Source organism: Mycobacterium sp. URHD0025 (genome assembly GCF_000426065.1).
In the GTDB taxonomy this organism is placed as follows: Bacteria; Actinomycetota; Actinomycetes; order Mycobacteriales; family Mycobacteriaceae; genus Mycobacterium.
The window spans coordinates 260505-286685 of record NZ_AUEQ01000010.1 but is presented as its reverse complement, the minus strand read 5'-3'; the positions used below and the strand labels follow the sequence as shown (position 1 = coordinate 286685).

General features: G+C 68.0%; 23 protein-coding genes. 9 read left to right on the top strand and 14 right to left on the bottom strand.

Annotated features, from left to right (window positions below):
* Nucleotide 1: 1 nt before the first annotated feature.
* Both H977_RS0116510 and cobN read right to left on the bottom strand, forming a co-directional pair.
* Entirely contained in the window at nt 2-385 is a 384-nt protein-coding gene (locus H977_RS0116510) for a PPOX class F420-dependent oxidoreductase (RefSeq protein ID WP_029108887.1), read from the bottom strand.
* A gap of 20 nt (nt 386-405) precedes the next feature.
* Nucleotides 406-4038, bottom strand: a complete 3633-nt coding sequence (gene cobN, locus H977_RS0116505) for a cobaltochelatase subunit CobN (RefSeq protein ID WP_029108886.1) — start codon at nt 4036-4038, stop codon at nt 406-408.
* A gap of 398 nt (nt 4039-4436) precedes the next feature.
* Between cobN and cobG the strand changes: the two genes are divergently transcribed.
* The 5 genes from cobG to H977_RS0116475 all read left to right on the top strand — a co-directional run bounded on the left by cobG (nt 4437) and on the right by H977_RS0116475 (nt 9634).
* Complete coding sequence (gene cobG / locus H977_RS0116495; protein WP_029108885.1) at nt 4437-5555, top strand: precorrin-3B synthase; 1119 nt, start codon at nt 4437-4439, stop codon at nt 5553-5555.
* A 9-nt stretch (nt 5556-5564) separates the two neighbouring features.
* The gene (locus H977_RS0116490) at nt 5565-6191 is read left to right on the top strand and encodes a precorrin-8X methylmutase (protein WP_029108884.1); all 627 of its coding nucleotides are present in this window, start codon (nt 5565-5567) and stop codon (nt 6189-6191) included.
* On the top strand, nt 6188-7711 hold the full coding sequence (locus H977_RS0116485) for a precorrin-2 C(20)-methyltransferase (protein ID WP_029108883.1): 1524 nt from the start codon (nt 6188-6190) through the stop codon (nt 7709-7711). Before H977_RS0116490 ends, H977_RS0116485 begins: the two co-directional genes overlap by 4 nt.
* 220 nt (nt 7712-7931) lie before the next feature.
* Entirely contained in the window at nt 7932-8564 is a 633-nt protein-coding gene (locus H977_RS0116480; RefSeq protein ID WP_029108882.1) for a TetR/AcrR family transcriptional regulator, read from the top strand.
* The gene (locus tag H977_RS0116475; RefSeq protein WP_029108881.1) at nt 8561-9634 is read left to right on the top strand and encodes an aminoglycoside phosphotransferase family protein; all 1074 of its coding nucleotides are present in this window, start codon (nt 8561-8563) and stop codon (nt 9632-9634) included. Before H977_RS0116480 ends, H977_RS0116475 begins: the two co-directional genes overlap by 4 nt.
* Nucleotides 9635-9643: 9 nt before the next feature.
* On the opposite strand, the gene H977_RS0116470 is transcribed toward H977_RS0116475, so the two are convergent.
* The 5 genes from H977_RS0116470 to dprE2 all read right to left on the bottom strand — a co-directional run bounded on the left by H977_RS0116470 (nt 9644) and on the right by dprE2 (nt 14716).
* A complete protein-coding gene (locus H977_RS0116470) occupies nt 9644-11185 on the bottom strand; it encodes an adenylate/guanylate cyclase domain-containing protein (protein ID WP_029108880.1) in 1542 nt (513 codons plus the stop codon).
* A gap of 10 nt (nt 11186-11195) precedes the next feature.
* Complete coding sequence (locus H977_RS0116465) at nt 11196-11945, bottom strand: cobalt-precorrin-6A reductase (protein WP_029108879.1); 750 nt, start codon at nt 11943-11945, stop codon at nt 11196-11198.
* Nucleotides 11945-12700, bottom strand: coding sequence for a precorrin-4 C(11)-methyltransferase (gene cobM / locus H977_RS0116460; protein WP_029108878.1), 756 nt, complete (start codon nt 12698-12700; stop codon nt 11945-11947). Before cobM ends, H977_RS0116465 begins: the two co-directional genes overlap by 1 nt.
* A complete protein-coding gene (locus H977_RS0116455) occupies nt 12697-13875 on the bottom strand; it encodes a bifunctional cobalt-precorrin-7 (C(5))-methyltransferase/cobalt-precorrin-6B (C(15))-methyltransferase (protein WP_029108877.1) in 1179 nt (392 codons plus the stop codon). The genes cobM and H977_RS0116455 overlap by 4 nt, the downstream gene beginning before the upstream one ends.
* Nucleotides 13876-13939: 64 nt before the next feature.
* Entirely contained in the window at nt 13940-14716 is a 777-nt protein-coding gene (gene dprE2, locus H977_RS0116450) for a decaprenylphospho-beta-D-erythro-pentofuranosid-2-ulose 2-reductase (RefSeq protein ID WP_029108876.1), read from the bottom strand.
* Between the two features lie 35 nt (nt 14717-14751).
* Between dprE2 and H977_RS0116445 the strand changes: the two genes are divergently transcribed.
* Entirely contained in the window at nt 14752-15177 is a 426-nt protein-coding gene (locus H977_RS0116445) for a F420-dependent biliverdin reductase (RefSeq protein ID WP_029108875.1), read from the top strand.
* On the opposite strand, the gene H977_RS0116440 is transcribed toward H977_RS0116445, so the two are convergent.
* A complete protein-coding gene (locus tag H977_RS0116440; RefSeq protein WP_029108874.1) occupies nt 15174-15776 on the bottom strand; it encodes a DUF305 domain-containing protein in 603 nt (200 codons plus the stop codon). The two genes, H977_RS0116445 and H977_RS0116440, sit on opposite strands and share 4 nt — an antisense overlap.
* Entirely contained in the window at nt 15773-17299 is a 1527-nt protein-coding gene (locus H977_RS0116435) for an LVIVD repeat-containing protein (protein ID WP_051288894.1), read from the bottom strand. Before H977_RS0116435 ends, H977_RS0116440 begins: the two co-directional genes overlap by 4 nt.
* A gap of 228 nt (nt 17300-17527) precedes the next feature.
* Between H977_RS0116435 and H977_RS0116430 the strand changes: the two genes are divergently transcribed.
* Nucleotides 17528-18007, top strand: a complete 480-nt coding sequence (locus tag H977_RS0116430; protein ID WP_231395975.1) for a TetR/AcrR family transcriptional regulator — start codon at nt 17528-17530, stop codon at nt 18005-18007.
* A gap of 12 nt (nt 18008-18019) precedes the next feature.
* On the opposite strand, the gene H977_RS0116425 is transcribed toward H977_RS0116430, so the two are convergent.
* Complete coding sequence (locus H977_RS0116425) at nt 18020-19147, bottom strand: M24 family metallopeptidase (RefSeq protein WP_029108871.1); 1128 nt, start codon at nt 19145-19147, stop codon at nt 18020-18022.
* A 52-nt stretch (nt 19148-19199) separates the two neighbouring features.
* Here H977_RS0116425 and H977_RS0116420 point away from each other — a divergent pair, with 52 nt between their 5' ends.
* The gene (locus tag H977_RS0116420) at nt 19200-20075 is read left to right on the top strand and encodes a hypothetical protein (protein ID WP_029108870.1); all 876 of its coding nucleotides are present in this window, start codon (nt 19200-19202) and stop codon (nt 20073-20075) included.
* A complete protein-coding gene (locus H977_RS0116415; RefSeq protein ID WP_029108869.1) occupies nt 20072-21055 on the top strand; it encodes a 5'-3' exonuclease in 984 nt (327 codons plus the stop codon). The genes H977_RS0116420 and H977_RS0116415 overlap by 4 nt, the downstream gene beginning before the upstream one ends.
* 116 nt (nt 21056-21171) lie before the next feature.
* On the opposite strand, the gene H977_RS0116410 is transcribed toward H977_RS0116415, so the two are convergent.
* The 4 genes from H977_RS0116410 to tatA all read right to left on the bottom strand — a co-directional run bounded on the left by H977_RS0116410 (nt 21172) and on the right by tatA (nt 26169).
* On the bottom strand, nt 21172-21957 hold the full coding sequence (locus tag H977_RS0116410; protein WP_029108868.1) for a DUF4333 domain-containing protein: 786 nt from the start codon (nt 21955-21957) through the stop codon (nt 21172-21174).
* Between the two features lie 38 nt (nt 21958-21995).
* Complete coding sequence (locus tag H977_RS0116405; RefSeq protein WP_029108867.1) at nt 21996-24896, bottom strand: DEAD/DEAH box helicase; 2901 nt, start codon at nt 24894-24896, stop codon at nt 21996-21998.
* Entirely contained in the window at nt 24880-25836 is a 957-nt protein-coding gene (gene tatC, locus H977_RS0116400; RefSeq protein ID WP_029108866.1) for a twin-arginine translocase subunit TatC, read from the bottom strand. Before tatC ends, H977_RS0116405 begins: the two co-directional genes overlap by 17 nt.
* A gap of 75 nt (nt 25837-25911) precedes the next feature.
* Entirely contained in the window at nt 25912-26169 is a 258-nt protein-coding gene (tatA, locus tag H977_RS0116395) for a Sec-independent protein translocase subunit TatA (protein WP_029108865.1), read from the bottom strand.
* Between the last annotated feature and the right edge of the window lie 12 nt (nt 26170-26181).

Sequence of the window (26181 nt, the reverse complement as noted above, 5' to 3'; positions counted from 1 at the left end):
CTCAGTTCACCGGTTTGAGCAGGATCGAAACGTTGTTCTGCATGCCACCGCGCAGCTTGGAGAACAGGTTGAAGGTCTTACCCAGCAGTCCGTAGCGCTTGCCGATCGCGTCGTAGGTGCCGCCGTTTGCGGATTTGGGCAGGATCTCGGCGACGGCCTCGACGGCCTCACTCTTGGGGTTGCCCCGCACATCGCACACCGCCACGGTGACTCGCGGAGTGTTGCGGATCCGTTTCACCTTCCACGAGGACTCCTGGGTGATCACGACCAGGCCCTCGGCCGTCGGCGCCGCCCAGATCGCGGTCGGCTTCGGCCTGCCGTCCTTGGTGAACGTGGTCAGCAGAACGTAGTTGGCCTGGGCAACGTCGGCGAAGGTGAGAGCCATGGAGTGAATCTACTGCGCGGCTATCCTTCGAGCTCGCCTTCGGTCTCCAGCAGTACTTGGCGCAATCCGTCGAGCGTCGCCTGCTCAGGTGCGGCCCACATGCCGCGGCCCGCGGCTTCCAGCAGCCGTTCGGCCATGCCGTGCAGTGCCCACGGATTCGACTCGGACATGAACTTGCGGTTCTCGTCGTCGAGCACGTATTCGGCCGAGAGCCGCTCGTACATCCAGTCGGCCATCACATGCGCGGTGGCGTCGTAGCCGAAGAGGTAATCCACGGTGGCCGCCATCTCGAACGCGCCCTTGTAACCGTGCCTGCGCATCGCCGTGATCCAGCGCGGGTTGACCACCCGGGCGCGGAAGACGCGGTTGGTCTCCTCCGACAGCGTGCGGGTACGCACGGCGTCGGGTCGCGTGTTGTCGCCGATGTAGGCCGCCGGCGCCTCTCCGGTCAGCGCCCGCACCGTGGCCACCATGCCGCCGTGGTACTGGAAGTAGTCGTCGGAATCGGCGATGTCGTGTTCGCGGGTGTCGGTGTTCTTGGCCGCCACCGCGATTCGACGATAGGCGCGGTTCATGTCGTCGGAGGCCGGACGCCCGTCCAGATCACGGCCGTACGCGAATCCGCCCCATGCGGTGTACACCTCGGCCAGATCAGCGTCGTCGCGCCAGTTGCGACTGTCGATCAGCTGCAGCAGGCCCGCGCCGTAGGTCCCCGGCTTGGAGCCGAAAATCCTTGTGGTGGCGCGCCTTTGATCACCATGCTCGGCCAGGTCAGCCTGGGCGTGGGCACGCACGTAGTTGTCCTCGGCCGGCTCGTCGAGGCCGGCCACCAGCGCCACCGCATCGTCGAGCATGGTGACCACGTGCGGGAAGGCATCGCGGAAGAACCCGGAGATGCGCACCGTGACGTCGATCCGCGGCCGGCCGAGTTCGGCCAGGTCGATCGACTCAAGGCTCACCACCCGGCGTGAGGCGTCATCCCATACCGGGCGTACGCCCAGGAGGGCGAGTACCTCGGCGATGTCGTCGCCTGCGGTGCGCATGGCCGAGGTCCCCCACACGGACAGGCCCACCGACTGCGGCCAGCGGCCGTAATCGGTGCGGTAACGCTCCAACAGTGAATCCGCCATCGCCACACCGGTTTCCCAGGCCAGCCGCGACGGCACTGCCTTGGGGTCAACCGAGTAGAAGTTGCGCCCGGTGGGCAGCACGTTGACCAGGCCGCGCAACGGCGATCCCGACGGCCCGGATTCGATGAAGCCGCCGGCCAGGGCGCGCAGCACCTGGTCGATCTCGCCCGCGGTACCCGCCAGCCGGGGCACCACCTCGGTGGCGGCGAACCGCAGGATACGGGCCACCTCCGGGTTGTCGGTGATCTTCTCCACCGCGGAAGCGTCCCAACCGGACTCCTGCAACGCCGCCACCAATTCACGCGCCCCGGCCTCGGCGGCGTCGACGGCCGTACGCTCGTCACTGCCGTCCTCGATGAGGCCGAGAGCCTGACGCAGCCCAGGGACGGTCTGCTCACCACCGAACAGCTGGCGCGCCCGGAGAATGGCCAGCACCAGGTCGAGTTCGCCTGCGCCGGTGGGCTTTTGCCCCAGCACATGCAAACCGTCACGGATCTGAACGTCCTTGATCTCACACAGCCAGCCGTCGACGTGCAGCAGCATGTCGTCGAACGAGTCCTCGTCCGGGCGGTCCTCCAGGCCCAGGTCGTGATCCATCTTCGCGGCCCGCATCAGCGTCCAGATCTGCTGGCGGATCGCCGGCAGTTTGCCGGGGTCGAGGGCCGAGACGTTGGCGTGCTCATCGAGGAGCTGCTCGAGTTTCGCGATGTCGCCGTAGGTTTCGGCACGAGCCATCGGCGGGATGAGGTGATCGACGAGGGTGGCGTGTGCCCGGCGTTTGGCCTGGGTGCCCTCCCCCGGGTCGTTGACCAGGAACGGATAGATCAACGGCAGATCGCCAAGGGCCGCGTCGGTGCCGCAGGCCGCACTCATGCCGAGGGTCTTGCCGGGCAGCCATTCCAGGTTGCCGTGCTTGCCCAGGTGCACGACGGCGTCGGCCCGGAAGGAGTCGGGGAACGACGAATCCAGCCACCGGTAGGCGGCCAGGTAATGGTGGCTCGGAGGCAGATCCGGATCGTGGTAGATCGCCACGGGATTCTCCCCGAAGCCGCGCGGCGGCTGGACGATCAGCACCACGTTGCCGGCCTGCATTGCCGCGATGACGATCTCACCGTCCGGATCGCGGCTACGGTCGACGAAGAGCTCTCCCGGTGGCGGGCCCCAGTGCTCGACGACGGCGTCGGCGAGCTCGCTCGGAAGGGTGGCGAACCAGGCCCGGTAGTCCTTGGCCGGGACCCGAATCGGATTGGCGGCCAGCGCCTCGTCGGTCAGCCAGTCGGGGTCCTGCCCGCCGCGTTCGATCAGGGAGTGGATCAGGGCATCCCCATCGCCAGAGTCGACAATGGTCGCCAGATCGCCTGGCGCGGCGGCCTCACCGATGTCGTAACCGACATCGCGCATGGCACGCAACAGCGCGACCGCGCTGGCCGGGGTGTCCAAACCGACGGCATTGCCGATGCGGGCGTGCTTGGTCGGATAGGCCGAAAACACCAGGGCCACCCGCTTTTCAGCCGCGGGAATGGCGCGCAAGCGGGCATGGCGCACCGCGAGGCCGGCCACCCGCGCACAGCGCTCCGGGTCGGCGACGTAGGAGATCAGTCCCTCGGAGTCGATCTCCTTGAAGGAGAACGGCACCGTGATGATGCGGCCGTCGAATTCGGGGACCGCGACCTGGGTGGCGACGTCCAGCGGCGACATCCCGTCGTCACCAGCGGCCCAGTCGGACCTCGAACTGGTCAGGCACAGCCCCTGCAGGATCGGAATGTCAAGTGCGGCAAGGTGAGCGACGTTCCAGGAATCGTCGTTGCCGCCTGCCCCGACCGTGGCCGGGGTGGCGCCGCCGGCGGCGAGCACGGTGGTGATCAGAGTGTCGGCGCTGCCGAGCAGCTCGAGGAGTTCGGGCTCGGCGGTGCGCAACGAGGCGCAGAAGACGGGTAACGCACGGCCGCCGGCAGCCTCGATGGCTGAACACAGCGCCTCGACGTAGCCCGTGTTCCCGGCGAGTTCCTGGGCACGGTAGTAGAGCACCGCGACGGTCGGTCCGGCTGTGGGGGCCGCGGGCCGCTCCAGGATTCCCCACGTCGGGGTGCTCACCGGCGCGGCGAAACCGAAACCGGTCATCAGCAGGGTGTCGGACAGGAAGGAATGCAGATTCCTCAGGTTTTCGACGCCGCCCTGCGCCAGATAGATGTGGGTTTGCAGGGCGGCGCCCTGCGGAGCGGTCGAGCATCCCATCAACTCGGCGTCGGGCGACTGCTCGCCGCTGACCACCACCGTCGGCAATCCACTCGCCACCACGGTGTCGATGCCGTCCTGCCAGGACCGGTAGCCGCCGAGGATCCGGACCACCGCGATGTCGGCGCCGTCCAGGAGTTCCTCGAGCTCACCGCTGACCAGCCGCGACGGGTTGGCCCAGCGGTACCGCGCGCCACTGGCGCGGGCTGTGATCAGGTCGGTGTCCGAAGTCGACAGCAACAGGACGACGGGAGCAGCGGCGTCGTTCGTGACGGCCGAATCGGCCACGGTCGGCACTTCAGGCACTTCGGGCACTTCAGAGGGGTGGGACACCCCCCATTCGTACCGCACCGGCTACCCGATCGGGGTAGCCGGTGCGGCAGACGTGGTCAGGGTCAGGGCTGGGTCTCACCGAAGCGGTCGTGCCACGACTGCGGGTACGGCGAGCCTGCAGCCGCGATGAGCACCAGTACGAATACGGCGAATGCGCCAAAGGCAAGCATGGGTCGCTCCTTTCGTCAGAGCATTGGTCAAGCTGGTCAGCTTCCCGGTACCGGCGGTCCCGGGAACCTCCGTAAACGGTACGTCCCGCGGCGGCGAAAATCGCCGATCTGTAAGCGACCGAACAGGTTTCCGGGCCTGTGACCGATGTCACAGCAGTCGTCGAAAGTAAGATGGCGGGCGATATGACCCGAACCCGCGACCAGGACGCCTGCCCCGGTGCACTGACGGTGCACCAGGCCGCCGACGGCGCCCTCGTGCGGATCCGACTCCCCGGCGGGATGGTCAGTGCGGCCCAGATGACGGCGCTGGCGGAAGTGGTCGAGCAATTCGGTTCTGCCGCAATGGAACTGACGTCTCGCGGCAACATCCAGATCCGAGCGGTGACCGATACCGGCGCAGCCGCCGACGCGCTCGCCGCGGCCGGCCTCCTGCCGTCGGCGACACATGAGCGGGCCCGCAACATCGTGGCCTCGCCGTTGTCCGGACGTTCCGGCGGCGTCATCGACATCCGCCCGTTGGTCACCGAGCTCGACCTCGCCATCCAGGCCGACCCGGCGCTGGCCGGGTTGCCCGGTAGGTTCTGGTTCAGCCTGGACGACGGCCGCGGGGACGTCTCCGGCATCGACGCGGACGCCGGGGTGCATGCCCTCGACGACGGCACTTGCGCACTGTTGCTGGCCGGACGTGACACCGGGGTGCGACTGGACGCCGGTGATGCGGTGAAAACCTTGACCGGGATCGCACGGCGTTTCGTGGAGATCCGCGGAAAGGCGTGGCGGATAATGGAACTCGATGACCACGCTCCGCTGTTGGACGGATTGACCGCCACCGCCCCGACGGGGGCCACCTGGCCACCGACCATGAAGCCGCCGGTGGGCTGGATCGAGCAGCGAGACTCGCGGGTCGCGCTGGGTGCCGCACTGCCGCTGGGGATCCTGCAGGCCAGGGCGGCGCATTTCCTCGCCGCGATCGAGGCTCCGCTGGTGATCACCCCGTGGCGGTCGCTGCTGGTGTGCGATGTCCCCGAGGACAGGGCGGACACGTCGCTACGCGTGCTGGCGCCGCTCGGGCTGGTGTTCGACGAGAATTCGCCGTGGCTGGCTGTCAGCGCTTGCACCGGCAGCCCTGGTTGCGCCAAGTCGGCCGCCGATGTGCGTGCCGATGCCACCCGAGCGGTGGACACGCCGTCTGAAGTCCACCGGCATTTCGTCGGCTGTGACCGAGCTTGCGGAAGCCCGCCCGTCGGGGAGGTCCTGATCGCCGACGAGGACGGATACCGGCTGCGTATCGCGCCCCCGTAGGGTGTTCGCGTGCTCGACTACATCCGTGACGCCGCCGAGATCTACCGGCAGTCGTTCGCGACGATCCGCGCCGAGGCAAACCTGTCGCGCTTCCCCGACGATGTGTCGCGGGTGGTCGTCCGACTCGTCCACACCTGCGGCCAGGTGGACGTCGCCGACCATGTCTCCTACACCGACGACGTCGTGACCAGGGCGCATGCCGCGCTTGCCGCGGGTGCCCCGGTGTTGTGCGACTCGTCGATGGTCGCGGCCGGAATCACGCGCTCACGGCTGCCCGCCGACAACGAGGTCGTCTCCCTGGTGGCCGATCCCCGCGGCCCGGAGTTGGCGGCGAAGTTGGGATTCACCCGCTCGGCGGCAGCGGTCGATCTGTGGGCCGACCGGCTCGGCGGGGCGGTGGTGGCGATCGGCAACGCGCCGACCGCACTGTTCCGGCTACTGGAACTGCTCGACGACGGCGCGCCCGTCCCCGCGGCAGTGCTGGGTGGACCGGTCGGATTCGTCGGCTCGGCGCAGTCCAAGGACGAACTGATCGAGCGCCCGCGCGGCATGTCCTACCTGGTGGTGACCGGCCGGCGCGGGGGCAGCGCCATGGCCGCTGCCGCCGTCAATGCGATTGCGAGTGAGCGCGAGTGAGCACCGAGACGACAAAAGGCACCCTTTACGGCGTCGGCCTGGGCCCCGGTGACCCGGAGCTGGTCACCGTCAAGGCAGCTCGACTGATCGGTGCGGCCGACGTCGTGGCCTACCACAGCGCGCGGCACGGTCAGAGCATCGCGCGAGGTATCGCCGAGCCGTACCTGCGTGCCGGCCAGCTCGAGGAACACCTGGTCTACCCCGTCACCACGGAAACCACCGAGCATCCCGGTGGCTACGTGGGCGCGATGGAGGATTTCTACGCCGCGGCCGCCGAACGCATCGCCGCGCACCTGGAAGCCGGCCGCGATGTGGCCCTGCTGGCCGAGGGCGATCCGCTGTTCTACAGCTCGTACATGCACATGCACACCCGCTTGACCGAGCGGTTCAATGCGGTCATCGTTCCCGGCGTCACCTCGGTGAGCGCGGCCTCGGCCGCCACCGGCACCCCGCTGGTGCAGGGCGATGACGTGCTGACCATCCTGCCCGGCACGCTGCCCACCGCGGAACTGGAGCGCCGCCTGGCCGACACCGACGCGGCCGTCGTACTCAAGTTGGGCCGGTCCTACTCCCGGGTGCGGGACGCCCTGCAGGCGACCGGACGGCTGGATGAGGCGTACTACGTCGAGCGAGCCAGCACCGACCGGCAGCGGGTGTCGCCGGCGGGCGAGGTGGGCGGCGAAGGCGGCGCCGACGTCAAGGTGCCCTACTTCTCACTCGCGATGGTCCCCGGCCGATCACGGTCCACGGCATCGCAGGGCAGCGTGGTGGTCGTCGGCCTCGGGCCCGGCGACTCGGATTGGATGACGCCCCAGAGCCGCCGAGAGCTGGCCGCCGCCACCGACCTGATCGGCTACGGCCCATATCTCGACCGTGTCGGGGCCCGCGCCGGGCAGCACCATCATCCCAGCGACAACACCGACGAACCGGCCCGCGCGCAGCTGGCCTGCAAACTGGCCCAGGACGGCCGGACGGTCGCTGTGGTGTCCTCCGGCGATCCGGGCGTGTTCGCGATGGCCACCGCGGTGCTCGAAGAGGCCAAGCAGTGGCCGGGCGTCGAGGTCCGGGTGATTCCGGCGATGACGGCGGCGCAGGCGGTCGCCAGCCGGGTGGGCGCCCCGCTCGGGCACGACTACGCGGTGATCTCACTGTCGGACCGGCTCAAGCCATGGGACGTGATCGCCGAGCGCCTGACCGCCGCGGCCAAGGCCGACCTGGCCCTGGCGATCTACAACCCCGCCTCCAAGACCCGCACCTGGCAGGTGGGTGCCATGCGCGAATTGCTGCTGGAGTACCGCGACCCGAGCACTCCGGTGATCGTCGCGCGTGCCGTCTCCGGTGCGCAGCCCGGACCGGGCGAGCGGGTGACCGTGGTCCGGCTGGCCGATCTGGATCCGGCCCAGGTTGACATGCGCACCATGCTGATCATCGGCTCCTCGCAGACGCAGTGGTACACCGGTTCAGCTGCCGGCGACAGCACCGAGGATCGGGTCTTCACCCCGCGGCACTACCCGGGCTGAGCTGTCCGCCGAACTGCGCCAACGGATTTCACGGTGCGGCCAGGGTCTCCCTCTGGGCACCCCCCTCGTGTGGACCGACTCGTCATGTACGAGCACGGAGTGGCGTCTGTCAGCCGCACCCGGCCCGTCGACGCGAGCGTTCTGACTCAAGTCGACAATCATTGACGGCTGTCAGAATCGCGATTAGTGTCCAGCGTCACGTCCTGGAGATGGGAGCCCCGTGACACAGCACGGCGCAGGCGTACGGTCGCCGGTCGACCGACGTCAACCGCAACGCAGCGACCAGCGACGCACAGCGATCCTTGCGGCGCTCGACGAACACCTCAAGCAGACCGGGTTCGATGCGCTCAACATCGCCGAAGTCGCCCGGCAGGCCGGGCTGGGCCGCTCGGCCTTCTACTTCTATTTCGAGAACAAGGCCGCCGCCGTGGCGGCGTTGCTCGAGCCGATGCACGACGCGCTGTTCGCCGCCAACAAGATCCTTGCCGACACCACCCGGCCGCCGCGTGACCGCGTCCACGACACTCTCGAGGCTGTGTTGCAGTCCGCCGAGGATCACCGCTATCTGATGCAGGCCATGTTGGAGGCCCGCGGATCCAGCGCAGCGGTCCGCGAGCTGTGGGACGACGCGCGAGAGTCCTTTGTCCCCACTGTGTCGACGGTGATCACGGCCGAGCGCACCGCAGGCCGCGCCCCCGACGGCGTCGATCCCGTGGTGCTGGCGAACCTGCTCATGGAATTCAACGATCGACTGCTGGAACGGTTCATCGTCGGTGGGCCGCTCTCGCGACAACAACTGCTGGAAGGTGCGGAGGCAATGTGGATGGGCTCGATTTTCGGAAAAGTACAGTGACCGCGGCAGAGTCGTTGCCCAAGTCCATTCCGGGCACGCCTGCCGAGGTGACCGCCACATGGTTGTCGCGCGTGCTGGGCGCAGAGGTGGATTCGGTGCAGACCGCACCGATCGGTACGGGTCAGACTGGTGCGACCTACCGCGTTTCGGTTACCTACCGCGACGACGCCGACCTACCTGCCACGTTCGCGGTCAAACTGCCCTCGCAGGACGACACCGTGCGCGACCGCGTCACCATCGGCTATCGCTCAGAGCACGCCTTCTACACCAACGTGGCCGATCACGTGCAGATCCCGGTGCCGCACTGCCATCACTGCGAGATCGCCGGCGAGGGAACAGATTTCGTTTTGCTCCTGGCCGACATGGCACCGGCTGAACAGGGTGATCAGATCGCCGGATGCTCACCGGCCGAGGCCACCCTGGCGGTGCTGGCCCTTGCGGATCTGCACGGCCCGACATGGGCCGACCCGCGGTGGGCCAACTTCCCCGGCATCGCAATGCCCAAGCCGGAACCCGACTCGGCCAAGGGATTCGGCGACGTCGCCACGATGGCGACCGACATCACCCTGGACAAACTCGGCGACCGCCTGGATGCCGAGGACCGGGACACCATGCGTGCGGCGATGTCCGTGGTCACCCCGTGGCTACTGGCCGAACCGGACCGGTTCGCCATCCTGCACGGCGACTACCGCCTGGACAACATGCTGTTCGACCCCGACCGCACCCGGATCACCGTGGTGGATTGGCAGACCCTCGGCTCCGGTCTTCCGGCCCGCGACCTGTCGTACTTCACCGCGACCAGCCTGGACCCCGCAGTCCGGGCCTCCGCCGAGGCCGATCTGGTGGCCGCGTATCACGAGCGGCTGCTGTCCCACGGCGTCACGGGCTATGACCGCGAAACCTGTTGGCAGGATTATCGTTTGGGCATGCTGCAGGCGCCGCTGATCACCGTGCTCGGCACCGCTTTCGCCAACTCGACAGAGCGCGGCGACGACATGATGGTCGTGATGGCGCAGCGCGGCTGCCAGGCGATCCGGGAACTCGGCACGCTCGAGCTCATCAACGCCTGATCCTTGGGGTCACGTGAAGTTGGCCCGGGGGGTTACCCGGGCGATCCCGCGCATGATCCGAGGCGCTCGCCTCGCCATCACCGCCATCGCGTGATCGGATCGGCGCATCGTGGGCCTGGGCCCGGGGGTCGGCACCGAAGCCAGTTCCGCCTCCGCTGTTCCGGCCCGCGCGCCGTGGCGATCGACTGCCAGGAGTCTCCAGGTGCCCGGTACGCCACGCAGCTGGACGTCGCCGCGGTCCTCGAAACCGGTTCCCGAGCCCACCACCAGATCGCGGACGGTGCTGGACACCAGAATCTCCCCCGAACCGGCCTGACCGAGGATGCGCGCCGCGATATGGACCGCGATTCCCCCGATATCGCCGTCCAGCAGTTCGCATTCGCCGGTGTGGATGGCGGCGCGAATCTCGATGGCCATGGTCTCGGTCTGATCGCGTAGAGCCTCCGCGCAGCGAATGGCGGATGTCGGACCGTCGAAGGTGGCGAGGTATCCGTCGCCGGTGTTCTTCACCACGATGCCGCCGAATCGACCGGTCAGGTCGGCGGTGATATCCCCCATCCGGTGGAGCACCGCACGCCAGCGTTCGTCTCCGGTGGCTGCGGCGTGCTGCGTGGAGGCGACCATGTCGGTGAACAACACCGTGCGCAGGGCGCGATGCGACTGCGACGGTGCGGCATGGCAGCCGGTGAGGAATTCCTCTATCTCGCTGGTGATCTCGTCGGGATTGGCGATCCAGGGCGCATGGTCGGTGCCGTCCACCTCGAGCATTCGCGCGCCCGGGATGTGGTCGGCGAGATACCGCCCGCCCTGGATGGGAACGAGGTCACCGGTGGCATGGATGACGAGGGTGGGCGTCGTGATTGTCGACAGGATGGATCGGACGTCGATCCGGAACAACGCTTCGAGCGTCGCGCGCGCCATACCCGGGCTGGCGCTCATCCGCTCGATCATCCCGAGCTGGCGGACCGACCCGGCGGCCGGGAGCAAGCGTTTGAGTGCGGCACCGGTGCCCCACGCCGAGCCGCTGGCGCGCCCGAACTCCTGAAAATCGTCGAGCTGCCCGGTCGAGGGCGTGTACTCCGCGCCCATCTCGGTCAGGATCCGCGCGTGCAGCTCCGACGGGTCACGGTCGAAATCGGCCCACTCGGTGATACCGGAGTACGCGAAGGTGCCGGTGAGGATCAACGCCCGGGTGCGTTCGGGCCGGGTTGCCGCGAACAACATGGCCGCGGGGCCGCCTTCACTCAACCCGAACAGCACAGCACGCCCGAATCCCGCGGCGTCCATCACCGCCTCGATCTCGGCTGCCCGCTCATCGAGAGTGCGCACCTGAGGGACGGGATCCGACAGACCCACACCGGCCTTGTCGAACAGCAGGACACGGCAGAACGTGGAGAGCCGCTCCATGAAGGCCTCGAACTCGGGCATGGTCCAGAACATCTCGAGGTGGCTGACGAACGACCCGGCATAGACAAGCTCGACGGGTCCGTCGCCGAATACCTGATAGGCGAGACTCAGACCGCCGCATGGTGCGTATGACGTCTCCACCACGAGGTGGAGCCTACTGCGGTCGGGTGATACAACCTGCGCTTTTGACCCGAACCCAGGCTGCAGCCTCCTCGACCGTGGCCACCGAGTGCACCCCCGGCGGCAGTGGCGGACGATCCACCATCACCACCGGCACGTCTGCGGCCTCTGCGGCGCGCAGTTTCGGCTCGGTCATCGCACCACCGCTGTTCTTGGTGACCAGCGCGTCGATCCGGTGCTCGCGCAGCAGCGCCAGTTCTCCGTCGTAGTCGTATGGGCCCCGGGACAGCAGCAGCTCGTGATCGGCCGGTAGGGCATCCACATCGGGCGGGGTGACCGCACGAATCAGAAACCAGGCGTCGACCTTTTTGAAGGCCGCTGTGCCGGACCGTCCGGTGGTCAGGAAAACCCGCGAATAGCCCTTGACGGCCACCGTTTCGGCCGCCTCCCGGTCCGAGCCCACCACGATCGCGGTTCCCGGCGTCCAGGCCGGCCGGGCCAGCACCAGATGGGGCAGCTGAAGTTCGGCGCACACCTGCGCCGCGTGGGCGGTGATGGTGGCCGCGAAAGGATGGGTCGCGTCGACCACGGCATCGACGCGTTCGTCGATCAGCCATTGCCGCATTCCGGCCACACCGCCGAACCCACCGATGCGGACCGGCCCGACCGGCAGCGCCGGGTCGGGCACCCGGCCGGCCAGCGAGCTGATCACCTCGATCTGCGGGTGCAGCACCGCGGCCAGCGCACGGGCCTCACCCGTGCCGCCGAGCAGAAGGACTTTCATCAGTGGGTGGCTCCGCGTCGCCGATCCGACGAGTACAGGTAGCTGTCGGAAAACCCCTCGGCGGCAAGCACATCGCCGACGACGATCACCGCGGTCTTGGTCACCGACGCGGCATGCATCTTCGCGGCGATGTCGGCGAGCGTGCCACGCAACACGATCTCCTGCGGCCAGCTGGCGAATGCCACCACGGCACAAGGGGTTTCCGGGCGGTATCCGCCGTCGATGAGCTGCGGCACGATGTTGTCGATCTGGGCCGCGGCCAGGTGCAGCACCAACGTGGCGCCCGGGGCCGACAATGTGCGCAGGTCCTCACCCTCGGGCATCGCCGTGGACAGGGTGGCCACCCGGCTCAGGGTGACGGTCTGCGCGACGCCGGGCACGGTGAGTTCGCGGCCCAGCGCAGCGGCCACGGCAGCGAATGCCGGTACGCCGGGGACGATCTCGTATCGAACGCCGAGCTCGTCCAGCCTCCGGCACTGTTCGGCCAGCGCGCTGTAGATCGACGGATCACCGGAATGCAGCCGTGCCACATCCACACCCGCCTTGTCCGCGGCCACAAGTTGGTCGATGATCTGGTCCAGGTTCAGCGGCCCGGTGTCGACCACCTTGGCGTCGGGCGGACACAACGCCAAGAGGTCGTCGGGCATGATCGAGCCGGCGTACAGACACACCGGGCAGTCGCCGAGCAGTCGCGCGCCGCGCACGGTGATGAGATCGGCAGCGCCCGGACCGGCTCCGATGAAGTACACCGTCATCGCTTGACCACCAGCCACTGAGTCACCGGCAACGCGGGACGCCAGCCGGTGAAACCGCCGACCGCACCGCCTTGGTAGTGCTGATAACGCCGCACCTCGCCGCCTTCCTTCGAATACCATTGGGCCACAACTGCTTCTGATTCCAGAGTGACCGCATTGACCACCAGCCGCCCACCTGCGGGAAGGCGATCGAAACACGTCTGCAGCAGTCCGGGTTGGGTGACGCCGCCGCCGATGAAGATGACGTCGGGCTCGGGCGCACCGTCGAGTGACTCGGGGGCGCCGGCGCGGACGTCCACGCGGACTCCGAATGCCGTGACGTTGTCCAAGATCCGGTCTCGACGGGGCGCGTCGCGTTCGAATGCCACTGCCGTGCAACCTGGTGCGCTGCGCGACCATTCGATCGCGATACTGCCCGACCCCGAGCCGACATCCCACAACAGTTCCCCAGGACGCGGCCCCAGCGCGGCCAGGGTGACCGCGCGGATGGACTGCTTGGTGAGCTGCCCGTCGTGGGCGAACATCTCGTCGGGCAGCGCCTGGGCCCGGCGGTCGTCGGGCCGGTAGGCCACCGCGACCACGTTGAGATCATCGACGTCGGCCGGACCGGCGGTAGCCCAGTCCCGCGCGGTGCCGTCGTGGCGGCGCTCCCCCGGCCCACCCAGCTGCTCCAGCACGGTCAATTCCGAATCGCCCCGGCCGGATTCGCTGAGCAGACGCGCCAGTGTGACAGGCGTCTGTGCGTCGCGGGACAGCACGATCGCTTGGCCGCCGCGACGCACCGCGGTGTGCGGCCGGGCCGTGACCAGACTGATCACCTCGGTGTCGGGCACCGCCCAGCCCATCCGGGCACAGGCCAGCGTCACACTCGACACATGAGGCAGCACCCGCACCCGCTGCGTGCCGAACAACCGGATCAACGTCGTGCCGATGCCGTGCAGCAGTGGGTCCCCGCTGGCCACCACATGCACGTCGCCATCGCCGAAGAGCGTCGGCAGCGCGGGCAGCATCGGCGACGGCCATTCCCGGCGCTCCGACGTCACGCTGTCGTCGAGCAGTTCCAACTGCCGCGGCGAGCCGTACACCACGGTGGCGCTCGCCAGCTCGTCACGCGAGGTCTGCGACAACCCGGCCATCCCGTCGGCGCCGATACCGACCACGGTGATCGACCCCATCACCGGAGTCTTCTCTCTTCGCGCAAGCGGCTCATCTGCCCTCCGTTCTTCGCGCAAGCGCTCATCACCGCGGCATCCTGCGCCAGATCGGCCGTGGCACGAACCGCGTCACAAAGATCATCGGTCGGATCACCCACGGGACCCATACCGCACTCTTGCCCCGGCCCAGCGCCTTGGCGGTGGCATCGGCGACCTGAGCCGGTGTGCTGGAGAACGGCGCCGGTTCCATGCCCTCGGTCATCCGGCCGATCACGAATCCGGGGCGCACGATCAACAGTTGCACGCCGGTTCCGTGCAGGGCGTCGGTCAGGCCGGAGGCGAACGAGTCGAGGCCGGCCTTGGCCGAACCGTAGACATAGTTGGCGCGGCGGGCCCGAGCTCCGGCGATCGAGGAGAACACCACGACGCGGCCCCGGCCCGCTGCGCGCATGCGGTGGGCCAGCACCGTGAGCAGGCTGACCTGGGCGACGTAGTCGGTGTGCACGACGGCCACGGCATGCGCCGGATCCGCCTCGGCCCGGTCCTGATCCCCCAGCACCCCGAATGCCAGTACCGCTGTGCCGATCGGTCCGTGGGCGGTTTCGATCGCCTCGATGACACCCGTGTGGCCGGCGACGGCGTCGGCGTCGAACTCGTACGTGTGCACCTCGGCGGCGCCGGCTGCCCGCACCGCGGCGACCTGCGCCTCGAGGTGGTCGGCGCGACGCGCAGCCAGCACAACGACCGCCCCGGCCGCGAGCCGCACCGCGAGTTCGACACCGATCTCGCTGCGGCCCCCGAAAATCACCACGACACGAGAATCCGTGCCTGCCGTGTCAGCCGTGTCAGCCGTGTCTTCCATGGCAGCGATTATGTCCTGCGCTAGCGTGGACCCCGATGGCTACATCTCGTGGCAAGGCAACCACCAGGCTCACCAGCGAGGCGCTGGCGTTTCTCACCGAGCGCCATCTGGCGATGCTCACCACGCTGCGCTCGGACAACTCACCGCACGTCGTGGCGGTGGGTTTCACGTTCGATCCCAAGACGCACATCGCCCGGGTCATCACCAACGGCGGCTCGCAGAAGGCGGTGAACGCTCACGAGCGTGGGATCGCCGTGCTCAGCCAGGTCGACGGCGCACGTTGGTTGTCGTTGGAGGGGAAGTCCACCGTGCGCAGCGAGGCCGACGCGGTCCGCGATGCCGAGCTGCGTTATGCCCAGCGCTACCGCACGCCGCGGGTGAATCCCCGTCGCGTGGTCATCGAGGTACACATCGAACGGGTGCTGGGCTCCTCGGAGCTTCTCGACCGCAGCGAGGGTTAGCCCGGCCTGTCGAGCATCAGGGTCATCAGCTGGATCTCTTCGGTCTGCTCGGTGACCATGATGCTTGCGGCCCGGCGTACGGCGTCGTTGTCGCTGTGCTGAAATGCGTAGCCCGCCATGGTGATTCCGCCCTGATGGTGACGCGTCATCAGTTTCAGGAATTGCGTCTCGTTGTCGGGGCCGGTGCTGCGCTGCAGGCGGGCGAGATCGTCGGGTGTGGCCATACCGGGCATGGCCGTCGCGTGCTCGTGGTGATCGGTGCCGTGGTCCGACATCCAGGCCATCGGCTCGCTGGCCGACGGTGCGGCACCGGCGAGTTGAAGCCAGCCGGTCATCTGTCCGATTTCGACGAGCTGGGTGAAGCGGATCTGTTCGGCGAGCGCCCTGACGTCCGGCGAGGCGTCTGCGGCCAGCATGTCGGTCATGGTGACGGCCTGCTGGTGGTGTGCCGTCATGTCTTGGGCGAAGCCGATTTCCAGCGCCGAGAGGACCGGAGGACGGGGGTGGTCGCGGTCGATCACCGCAGCGCACAGGACGGCACCCGCCACAGCGGCGACGACGGCCATCACAAGGGCACGAAGAGCGCGGCGGACGGTCATCGTGGCGGGTACACCGACGGGTCGAGGCGCAGTGTCATGAAGCCGTTGTCCGAGCACGTCACGTACAGCAGATTGCCGCGGAATTCCGGTGGGGACATACACCAGTCCGCCGAGAGGTCCAGGCCGATGATCCGGCCGTCGCGGACGATGTCATCGCCGTTGATCTGGCCGTTGAGGATGGCGTGGGCCATGGCGATGACGCTGCTGGCCGGCGGCACCACGATGCCGCCGAAGCGCACATGCTGAGAGTTCGGCAACTGATCGTTCTTCCCGGTCTGGGCCGGTGGGTTGAAGTAGGCGATTTCGCGGATGCGGTCCGGATCGCGCACGTCGAACACCCGGATCCCGGATTGCGCCCACCCGCATGCCAACGCCTGGGGGTCTTGCCTGCGGTCGACGCTGCAGTAGTGGGATTCGTACCCGAAGGCTCCGCTGCTGGAGGCACTGGCGGCCCATCGATCGAGGTTCTGCGGCAGGTTGATGTCGAGTTTGACGGTGGTGCGCAGCTTCAGGTCGGCGAAATCGGAGGCGTCGAACAGTTTGACGCCGCCGGAGCCGAACTCGTCGACGTTGAACAGGTGCGGCACCCCGCCGTAGGTGACATAGATGCTGTGTTGGCTGATCAAACCGTCATGCCAGTGTTTGTACCCGCGGCTGGGTAACAGCTGGTGCATGGTCGTACCCGGGGCCGCCCGGTCCTGTACGGCGGAGGTGTCCAGCACGTTCAGCCCGGCGGCAGTGGACATGAACATGGTGTCGCCGTCCGGGGTGAAGTCCATGCCGTGGCTGGCGAAACCCGCGGGCGCGCTCCACACCACCGCGGGGTCCGTCGGATCGGTGACGTCGACGGCGCTGGCCCAGATCTGGCCGGAGGCCCAGTATGTGTTGCCGTCGGGCGAAAATCCGCCTTCGTGGGTGAGCATCGGGATCCGTACCCCGGGCAGTGATCCGCGGCCCTCGTTGAGCAGCCGGGGATGAGCGCAGTCGGTCGCGATGTCGTAGATGGAGATGTACCCGAGCCCGAACAGAAACGGCACTCCGGTCCCGGCCAGCAGGCCGCGGGTTTCGTTGACCTTCAATGATTCCCACGTGCCGTTGACCATGGCGGGTTGATCGAGCATCACGGTGGGACGGGGATGCGACGGATCGGAGACATCGACCACCTGCACCCCGTCCGTGTGCGGGAATGTCGAACCGATGTAGACGCAGTTCTTGTATGCCGCACTGGTCCAGCCGGCGCCGGGCCCCTGGTACTGGCCGACCAGGTCGATGTTGCAGTTGTAGCCCAACGTGCTGCGCCGGGAGTCGCGATCCCCGACGGGTACCTCACCCTGCAGACCGGTCTCGACACGATCGCCCGGACGACACGTCGCCGCCGCCACCGCGGTCGACCAGATGTCGTTGTTCGGGTCGAAACCCGGGGGAAGGCCTGCCCAGGCGGGCGATGCGGCGCAGATGAAAACCGTCAGCAGAATCGCGCATACCGCGGCCCAGCGCATACAGGACCCGTCGTTGTCCCCCATCGCCGCAACGTAACATCCTCTAAGGAATTAGAGGAATACTTCTAGAGGAATCCGCTCTGCTCATCCGTCGGTCGGCCGGTAGCTGGAGGTTAGGATTGCGCCATCAGCGCACCTCGTAAGTACAACCCGATCAAACGGCGCGCCGACCTGGCCGACGCCGCCATCGAGCTGCTGAGTACCGAAGGCGCACGGGGACTCAGCCATCCCAGGGTGGACAAGCAGGCGGGTTTGCCGGCAGGAACGACGTCGTACTACTTCCGTACGCGCAAACTCCTGCTGCACGGCGTCGCGGAGCGCCTCACCGAACTCGACCTCGGTGACCTGTCGATGATGGACGAGCGCAGCGATCGATTCGAGCGCCGATACGCCGGCACCTTGGGGCTCGCGCGGCTGGTGATGCTCTCGGGTACCGAGCCCTACCTGACCCGTACCAGGGCCCGCTTCGAGCTGATCCTGCACGCCCACCGGGACCCTGACCTGGCGGCGATCATGTCGACCTACGGCGTCCAGTTCTACAGCCGGGCACGCGAAGTCATCGCCCGCTGGTACGACGATCCCACCGTGCCGGCGTCACAGATCGAGGAAAGTGCCGTCGTGGTGCTCACCTTCATCAGCGGCATCATGACCAGCTTCATCCACGGCAGCCCCGTCATCACCGACGCCCACCACCTGGACCAGCTGATACGCCACCTGTTGCAGCGTGGCTAGCGGCGCGTACGCCTAGCCCACCGGGACCACGACAAGGTCGTGAGGCTGGTTGTTGACCGACACCGCACCGCCCTCGGTGACCACGACGATGTCCTCGATACGGGCACCCCAGTGCCCCGGGAAATACACGCCGGGCTCGACGCTGAATGCCATCCCGACCTCCAGGGGCAAATCGTTGCCGGCCACGATGTAGGGCTCCTCGTGCACCGACAGCCCGATGCCGTGCCCGGTGCGGTGGACGAACGCCTCGGCCAGCCCCTCGGCGGCCAGCACGTCGCGCGCGGCCGCGTCGATCTGCTCAGCGGTCACGCCGGGACGCACGGCCGCGACGGCGGCCTGCTGCGCGCGCTGCAGCACCGCATAGCGGCGCGCCACCTCCGGATCCGGCTCACCGATGCTGTAGGTGCGGGTGGAGTCGGAGTTGTAGCCGGGCTCGTACGGACCTCCGATGTCGACGACGACGATGTCCCCGGCGCGCAACTCACGGTCCGAGCACTCGTGATGCGGGTCCGCCCCGTTGGGGCCAGAGCCCACGATGATGAACGCAACTTCTGAATGCCCTTCGGCGACAATCGCTTCGGCGATGTCCGCGGCCACATCGGCCTCGGTGCGGCCAGGCGCCAGGAACTCGGGCACCCTGGCATGCACGCGGTCGATCGCAGCACCCGCCTTGCGTAGCGCGTCGATCTCGGCGGGGTCCTTGATCATCCGCAGCCGGCGCAGCACATCGGTGGCCAGCACCGGAATCACGCCGAGCAGGTCGGCCAGCGGCAGTAGATGCAGGGCGGGCATGGCATCCGTGACCGCCACGGCACTGCCCGGTCCGCCGAGCGCGTCGGCGACCATCTGATACGGGTTCTGCCCGTCCACCCAATCGCGAACCGTCACACCGAGTTCGGTGACCGCCGACTCGCGCAGCGCCGCCAATTCAAGGCGCGGCACCACGATCGTCGGGTCGCCCGAGGTAGGCAGCACCAGCGCCGTCAGCCGCTCGAAGGTCTGCGCCCGCGAGCCGACCAGGTATCGCAGGTCATAGCCCGGGGTGATGACCAGACCGGTCAATCCGGCGTCCGCCGCCGCGGACGCCGCCGCGGAAAGCCGTTGGGCGTAGACATCGGTGCTGAATCGGCTGACGCTCATGGCGTCGAGGCTAGTCCGTAGCTCGCCGAGACCACCGGCTACTGTCGCTGGAATGTTGCGTGACATCCGTGATCTCACCGACGATCCCGAGGCCTATGCCGCTGAGCTGCGCAGGCGCTGGGGCGGCCTGCTCAGTTATCGATACCTCGGGCGCTCGTATGCCTCGATGGACCTGGGACCGGTCGACGACACGGTGACGTTGCGTCGCGACATGCGCAACCCTGCGGGCGGATTGCTGCTTGCGGTGCTCGGCATCTCCTCTCCCGACAGCGGCGGAGTGAGTGATCTGGAGGCCGTGCCCAACCCGGTCATCCATTCCTGTCAGGTCCTGGATCCGGCCACGGATGTGGCTCGCATCCGGGTGGACACCGAGGTCCTCAAACAGGGTAGGCAACTGGCCTACAGCCGCTCGGTCATCGTCGACGCCGACAATCCGGACCGGGTCATCGCACTGACCGAGGGCCAGGGCATCTCGATCGGCACACCGCCGGAGGGCCTGGAGAAGATGCCCGTCGACCCGATAGGTGTCGTCGACGGACCGGATCTGCCGCCGCTGTGGCAGGTGTTCGGTGGCAGCAAGCGCGACAGCGGACCGTGGGCCGGGCACTGGGTGCTGCCGGAGCTGGCCGTCGAAGTGGCCTCACCGGACGCCGCCCTTCACATCGGCCCGCAGTTCGTGATACTGGAGACGGCCGCCATGGAAAGCGCGGTCGAGGCCACAAAAAGTGTTGCTTTGCAAGGGTTTTCGTCGCATGTGATGTTCCTGGCGCGCGGCAAGGCCGGCCCGTTCCGGGTCGACACCCAGGTACTGACCGGCGCTGGGAACGCGGGTGCCGGCAGCGTCGCCGTCAGGGCCACCCTGCACGACGAGGGCGCCGGCGGCAAAGCCGTCACCGCCGCCTCATACATCTTCGGGAGGATCCAGTGAGCGACCCGGTTCTGCTGCTCGACGGCGCCAGCATGTGGTTCCGGTCGTACTTCGGCGTGCCCTCGTCGATCAAGGCTCCCGACGGCCGGCCGGTGAACGCGGTGCGCGGGTTCCTGGATTCGATCGCCACTCTGGTGACCCGGGAACGGCCGCGCCGGCTCGTGGTGTGCCGCGACGACGATTGGCGGCCGCAGTGGCGGGTCGAGCTGGTGCCGTCGTACAAGGCGCACCGGGTCGCTCGGCCGGAGGCCGACATCGGGCTGCGGCCGCCTCCTGATGGAACCCTCTACGTCGAAGAAGTTCCCGACGACCTCACCCCGCAGGTCGACATGATCATCGAATTGCTCGACGCGTTCGGCATCACCATGGCCGGCGCCCCGGGGTTCGAAGCCGACGACGTGCTCGGCACGCTGGCGACACGTGAACAGCGCGATCCGGTCGTGGTGGTCAGCGGCGACCGTGACCTGCTCCAACTGGTGCGTGATGAGCCTGCCCCCGCCGTGCGGGTGCTCTACATCGGTCGCGGGCTGGCCAAGGCCACGAAGTTCGGTCCGGAGGAAGTCGCAGAGCTGTACGGGGTGCCCATCGACCGCGCCGGACCGGCATACGCGGAATTGGCCCTGCTGCGGGGTGATCCGTCCGACGGGCTGCCCGGGGTCGCCGGGATAGGCGAGAAGACGGCCGCGGCCCTGCTGGCCCGGTTCGGCTCGCTGGAGGGCATCAAGCTGGCGGCCGAGGACCCGAAATCCTCGCTGTCCAAAGCACATCGGGCCAAGTTGCTGGCCGCGGCCGACTACATGGCGGCAGCCGAGCCGGTGGTGCGGGTGGCCACGGATGCCCAGGTGACGATGACGGCTGCGACCGACGAGCTGCCGCTGGTCGCCAGAGACCCGGCCCGGGTCGCCGAACTCGCGGCGGCGTACGGGGTGGCGTCGTCGATCAGCCGATTGCAGTCGGCCCTGGACCGGCTGCCCGGCTGAACGCCCGGAATTCGGGGCTTTTTCTACCTACGGGTCGCTCGCGGCGCGGCGAGCCGCCCCCATGTGGAAATCGGAGGCGAGCCGGCCACTGCCACGAGCTGCCCGCGGCGGCCTGACTACTTGGGCCGACCGACCTCGTAGGTGCCCTTGTCGTCCTTGAACGTCACTGTCACCTTGCGCTTGGTGCCGTCGATGGTGACTTCGCAGTCGAAGGTCGAATCCTTCTTGACCGTCGGGTTCTCGCCGTCGTTGCACTTGACGCCGGTGACCTTGGTGGCGCCATAGCCGTTGGTCTTGTCGGTGAGGATCTGCTCGACACCGCTCTGGGCCTTGTTGATGTCGAGCTTGGTCGTCATCGCCCATCCCGGCAACCAGAACGCCGTGACGGCGACGATGGCCACCAACAGGATCACGAGGCCGCCGATGATCGCCAGCGAACGCTTGGAGTTGGAGCTCGCCTCGGCACCGGGCATCCCGTACTGGCCGAACTGGCCGGGGGCGCCGTACTGGCCGGGCTGCCCGTATGGCCCCGGCTGACCGTACTGCGGGGGCTGGCCCGGCTGCCCGTACTGGGGCTGCTGACCGTAGCCCGGCACCTGCCCGTACTGCGGCTGGCCCGGAGGCGGATAGGCCTGCTGGCCGTACTGCTCGGGCCCGGGGTACTGAGGCTGTTGCGGCTGTGAGTAATCCGGCTGCTGGACGCCCTGAGAAGGCGGCTGGTACGGCGGGTACTGCTGCGGCGTATATGCCGGCGGCTGCCAGGCCGGAGCGTGGGCCGTGGGGTCGTCGGAAGCGGGGGTCGGCGGCTGCCACGCTTCAGCACCCGGCGCCTGGTCCCCCCCGGGCTCAGGCTGCTGACCGGGCCACTGCTGTCCCTGGTCAGATCCCTGCGGTCCGCTCATGGTTCTCCTTGATCCTGTTCGGTATCGCCTGCCACACACTACCCTGCATCAACAGCAACAACACCGCGCCGAACGTCGTTGACAGCGCGTTTCGCGGTATTGCGCAGGGCAGGCGTGGGAGCGGCATTGCGCACCTGGTCGAGCAAATCGAGCACCTGGCGGCACCACCGCACGAAATCGCCCGCCGACAGTGCTGAACCTGTCCCGCCCACATCGGAGGCGGCGAGTGCGGCCGCCAGATCACCGGTGGTGGCCCACCGGTAGACGGCGGTGACGAAACCCTCGTCGGGCTCACGGCTCGGTGCCAACCGGTGCCGCTGCTCGTCGCCGCGCAGGTCCGCCGACAACCGCCGGGTCTGGGCCAGCGCCCGGCGCAGGCCAGGGGTGGGGATGTCGATACCCACCGCGCCACCCGCGGTGTCCCCGCGCGATTCGAACAGCACGGCCGAGAGAACGCCGGCCAGTTCGGCGGGCTGTAAACCGTCCCACAACCCGGCGCGCAGACATTCGGCCACCAGCAGATCGCTCTCGCTGTAGATGCGGGCCAACAGCCGGCCGGCATCGGTGACCTTGAGGTCCGGGCTGCGCTCGGGCTGGTTGTCGTCTTCGATGAAGCCGCGCTCACTCAGCAGCGCCACGATCCGGTCGAAGGTGCGGGCCAGTGAGTTCGTGGCCGCATTCACCTTCTGCTGGATCTGGGCATTCTCACGTTCGATGCGCAGATAGCGTTCGGCGATCCTGGCCTTGGGTTCACGGTCCGGGAGTTGATGCGCCGGGTGGCGGCGCAGTTGGTCCCGCAGCCCGGCCAATTCGGGATCGACGTCACGTTCGGGTGCTGGGGCGCGCCGGCTCGACCGGACCGAGGGCACCGACAGGTCGGCGGCGGCCGAGCGCAATGCCGACGCCAGGTCCCGGCGCACGCGTGGCTGCCGGTGTTCGACCCGCTTGGGTAGCGTCATCGCACCCAGCGGGGCCGACGCACCCGAATAGTCCGCCGACGAAATGCGGCCGGCCCACCGGTGTTCGGTCAGCACCAGCGGACGCGGGTCGTCGCTGTCGCGTTCGGCGGGCTCCAGGACCACGGCAAGTCCGCCACGGCGACCGTGGGTGATGGTGATGATGTCGCCGCGACGCAACTCGGCCAGCGCATCGGTGGCGGCCCTGCGCCGTTGCAACCGCGACGCCCGCGACTGCGCGCGTTCGCGTTCGCCGATCTTGGTCCGCAGCCTGACGTAGTCGAGGATCGGCGCTTCCGGAGTGCCGGATGACTCCTCGCGCGAGCGCTCGTCAGCGCCGGATGGCTCCTCGCGCAAGCGCTCGTCACCGCCGGATGGCTCCTCGCGCAAGCGCTCGTCAGTGCCGAGTTCGGCCGCCAACTCCGCCAGCATCCGTTCTCCGCGCGCGATTCCGCGCACCAACCCGACCACCGACCGGTCGGCCTGATACTGGGCGAACGAGCGCTCCAGCAGTTTGTGCGCCTGTTCGGGCCCCATCTGCTGCACCAGGTTGATGGTCATGTTGTAGCTCGGTGCGAACGAGCTGCGCAGGGGGAAGGTCCGCGTCGAGGCCAGACCGGCGACCTCGGCGGGTTCGGCGTTGCTGTCGTCGGGCCGCCACAGCACCACGGCATGGCCTTCGACGTCGATCCCGCGGCGCCCCGCCCGGCCGGTCAGCTGGGTGTACTCCCCCGGCGTCAACGGAACGTGCTGTTCGCCGTTGAACTTCACCAGCCGCTCCAGCACCACGGTGCGCGCGGGCATGTTGATGCCCAGGGCCAAGGTTTCGGTCGCGAACACCGCCTTGACCAGGCCCGCGGTGAACAGCTCTTCCACGGTGTGCCGGAAGACCGGGAGCATGCCGGCGTGGTGGGCGGCCAGGCCGCGCAGCAGTCCTTCGCGCCACTGGTGGTAGTCGAGAACGATGAGATCGGATTCGGCCAGATCGGCGCAGCGGCGGTCCACGATCGCCGCGATCCGGCCGCGCTCCTCGTCGGTGGTCAACCGCAGCGGTGCGCGTAGGCATTGTTGGACGGCCGCGTCGCATCCGGCGCGGGAGAACACGAACGTGATGGCGGGCAGCAGCCCCGCGCCGTCCAGCGTGGCGATGACGTCGGGCCGGCTGGGCGGCCGGTACAGCTGCGGACGCCCACCCCCGCGGCCACGTCCTCGAGGCTGCCAATCCGCCAGCCGGTCGGCCTCACGCCGGTGGCTGATGTGGCGCAACAGATCCGGGTCCACCAACGTCGACGTCGACGCCGGGGCGGCTCCGCCGGCGCTTCCGGTGTGCTCGAACAGATCGAACAGCCGCCTGCCGACGAGCATGTGCTGGGACAGCGGGACGGGCCGGTGTTCGTCGACGACAACGGTGGTATCGCCGCGGACGGTCTGGATCCAGCCACCGAACTCCTCGGCATTGCTGACCGTCGCGGACAGGCTGACCAGCAGCACCTCCTCGGGTAGGTGCAGGATCACCTCCTCCCACACCGCCCCGCGCATGCGGTCGGCCAGGAAGTGCACCTCGTCCATCACGACGTAGGAAAGCCCTTGCAGTGCAGGCGAATTCGCATACAGCATGTTGCGCAGCACTTCGGTGGTCATCACCACGATGTCGGCGTTACCGTTGATGGACTGGTCACCGGTGAGCAAACCGATCTTGTCCGCCCCGTAGCGGGCCACCAGATCGTTGTGTTTCTGGTTGCTCAGGGCCTTGATCGGTGTGGTGTAGAAGCACTTGCCACCCGCCGCCAGGGCCAGGTGCACAGCGAACTCGCCGACCACGGTCTTGCCGGCCCCGGTGGGTGCACACACCAGCACGCCGTGGCCGCTTTCGAGCGCGCGGCAGCCGCGAAGCTGGAAGTCGTCGAGAGCGAACGGGTATTCGGCGGTGAACTTGGTCAGCTCACCACCGGTGGGGGCATCGGTATCAGGTGGCATCGTCATCGATGTCGATCCGCGACGGTCGCACATCCGGCTCCGTCACCGGCTCGGGCCGCTCGAGCGGCTCCGCCGTCGGGATCGGTGCGGCCTCGTCCTCGGGCACCTCAAGCGCTTCCCGACGAGCCTTGCGTTTGTCATTGATCCTGGCGACCTGGATGGCGAACTCCAGCAGCACGGTCAACGCGCAGGCCAGCGCCAACATCGTGAACGGATCCGAGCCGGGCGTGGCGAACGCCGCGAACACGAACAACCCGAAGATCAATCCCCGCCGCCACGCCTTGAGCCGCTCGTAGGTGAGCATGCCGATCAGGTTCAGCATGATGATCAGCAACGGGAATTCGAAGCTGATGCCGAACACCAGCAGCAGGTTGATCAGGAAGCCGAAGTACTTGTCACCGGACAGGGCTGTCACCTGGACATCGCTGCCCACGGTGAGCAGGAAACCGAGCGCCGTCGCCAGCACCACATAGGCCAGCACCGCGCCCGTGATGAACAGCACCGCACCGATGCCCACGAACGCCATCGCGAACCGGCGTTCCTTCTTGTACAGGCCCGGGGTGATGAACGCCCACATCTGATACAGCCACACGGGGCAGGCCAGCACGATGCCGGCGGCCAGCGCCACCTTCAGTCGCAACATGAACTGGTCGAATGGCGCCGTCGCGAGCAGACGGCAGCCCCCACCGGGGGTGATATCGGCGCGCGCGGATGCGGGCAGTGCGCAGTACGGACCCCGCAGCCATTCACCGAGGCTGTGGAAGCCGAAAATGCCGTGGGTGTACCAGAGGAACCCGAAGATCGTGGTCACCACAACCGCGGCGACCGCGATCAGCAGCCTGGTGCGTAGCTCGTGGAGGTGGTCGACGAGCGACATCGTCCCGTCGGGGTTTACCCGCGAACGACGACGGCGAGGATCGAGCTTTTTGATGAATCCGGAGGTCACTGGCGTGTTCTACAGGCCTGGTCGTAGACGCGAAGCGGCACCGCGGGGCGATGACCGCGATCGTTGCCGGACCGGTCAGGCCGTGTGGCGGTCCGGGGACTGCTCAGGGGCGGGCGCCTCGACCCGCTCGGAGGCGATCGGCTTTGCCGGCGGCGTGTCGGCCGCGGAACCCGACGACCCGGAGGAATCCGACTGCATCTCCTTGATCTCCGACTTGAAGATGCGCATCGACTTACCGAGCGACCGTGCCGCATCCGGCAGCTTCTTGGCGCCGAAAAGCAGCACGAACACCGCGATGACAATGATCCAGTGCCAGGGTTGTAGACCACCCAATTTGGTTACCTC

Bases quoted from the DNA above. Each gene is read 5' to 3' on its own strand.
- H977_RS0116445 (WP_029108875.1), top strand. From the start codon at position 14,752: ATGGCTACATCTCGTGGCAAGGCAACCACCAGGCTCACCAGCGAGGCG.
- H977_RS0116455 (WP_029108877.1), bottom strand. From the start codon at position 13,875: ATGGGGTCGATCACCGTGGTCGGTATCGGCGCCGACGGGATGGCCGGG.
- H977_RS0116465 (WP_029108879.1), bottom strand. From the start codon at position 11,945: ATGAAAGTCCTTCTGCTCGGCGGCACGGGTGAGGCCCGTGCGCTGGCC.
- H977_RS0116405 (WP_029108867.1), bottom strand. From the start codon at position 24,896: ATGACGATGCCACCTGATACCGATGCCCCCACCGGTGGTGAGCTGACC.
- H977_RS0116510 (WP_029108887.1), bottom strand. From the start codon at position 385: ATGGCTCTCACCTTCGCCGACGTTGCCCAGGCCAACTACGTTCTGCTG.
- dprE2 (WP_029108876.1), bottom strand. From the start codon at position 14,716: ATGGAAGACACGGCTGACACGGCTGACACGGCAGGCACGGATTCTCGT.
- H977_RS0116440 (WP_029108874.1), bottom strand. From the start codon at position 15,776: ATGACCGTCCGCCGCGCTCTTCGTGCCCTTGTGATGGCCGTCGTCGCC.
- H977_RS0116420 (WP_029108870.1), top strand. From the start codon at position 19,200: ATGTTGCGTGACATCCGTGATCTCACCGACGATCCCGAGGCCTATGCC.
- cobM (WP_029108878.1), bottom strand. From the start codon at position 12,700: ATGACGGTGTACTTCATCGGAGCCGGTCCGGGCGCTGCCGATCTCATC.
- H977_RS0116425 (WP_029108871.1), bottom strand. From the start codon at position 19,147: ATGAGCGTCAGCCGATTCAGCACCGATGTCTACGCCCAACGGCTTTCC.
- H977_RS0116410 (WP_029108868.1), bottom strand. From the start codon at position 21,957: ATGAGCGGACCGCAGGGATCTGACCAGGGACAGCAGTGGCCCGGTCAG.
- H977_RS0116435 (WP_051288894.1), bottom strand. From the start codon at position 17,299: ATGGGGGACAACGACGGGTCCTGTATGCGCTGGGCCGCGGTATGCGCG.
- cobG (WP_029108885.1), top strand. From the start codon at position 4,437: ATGACCCGAACCCGCGACCAGGACGCCTGCCCCGGTGCACTGACGGTG.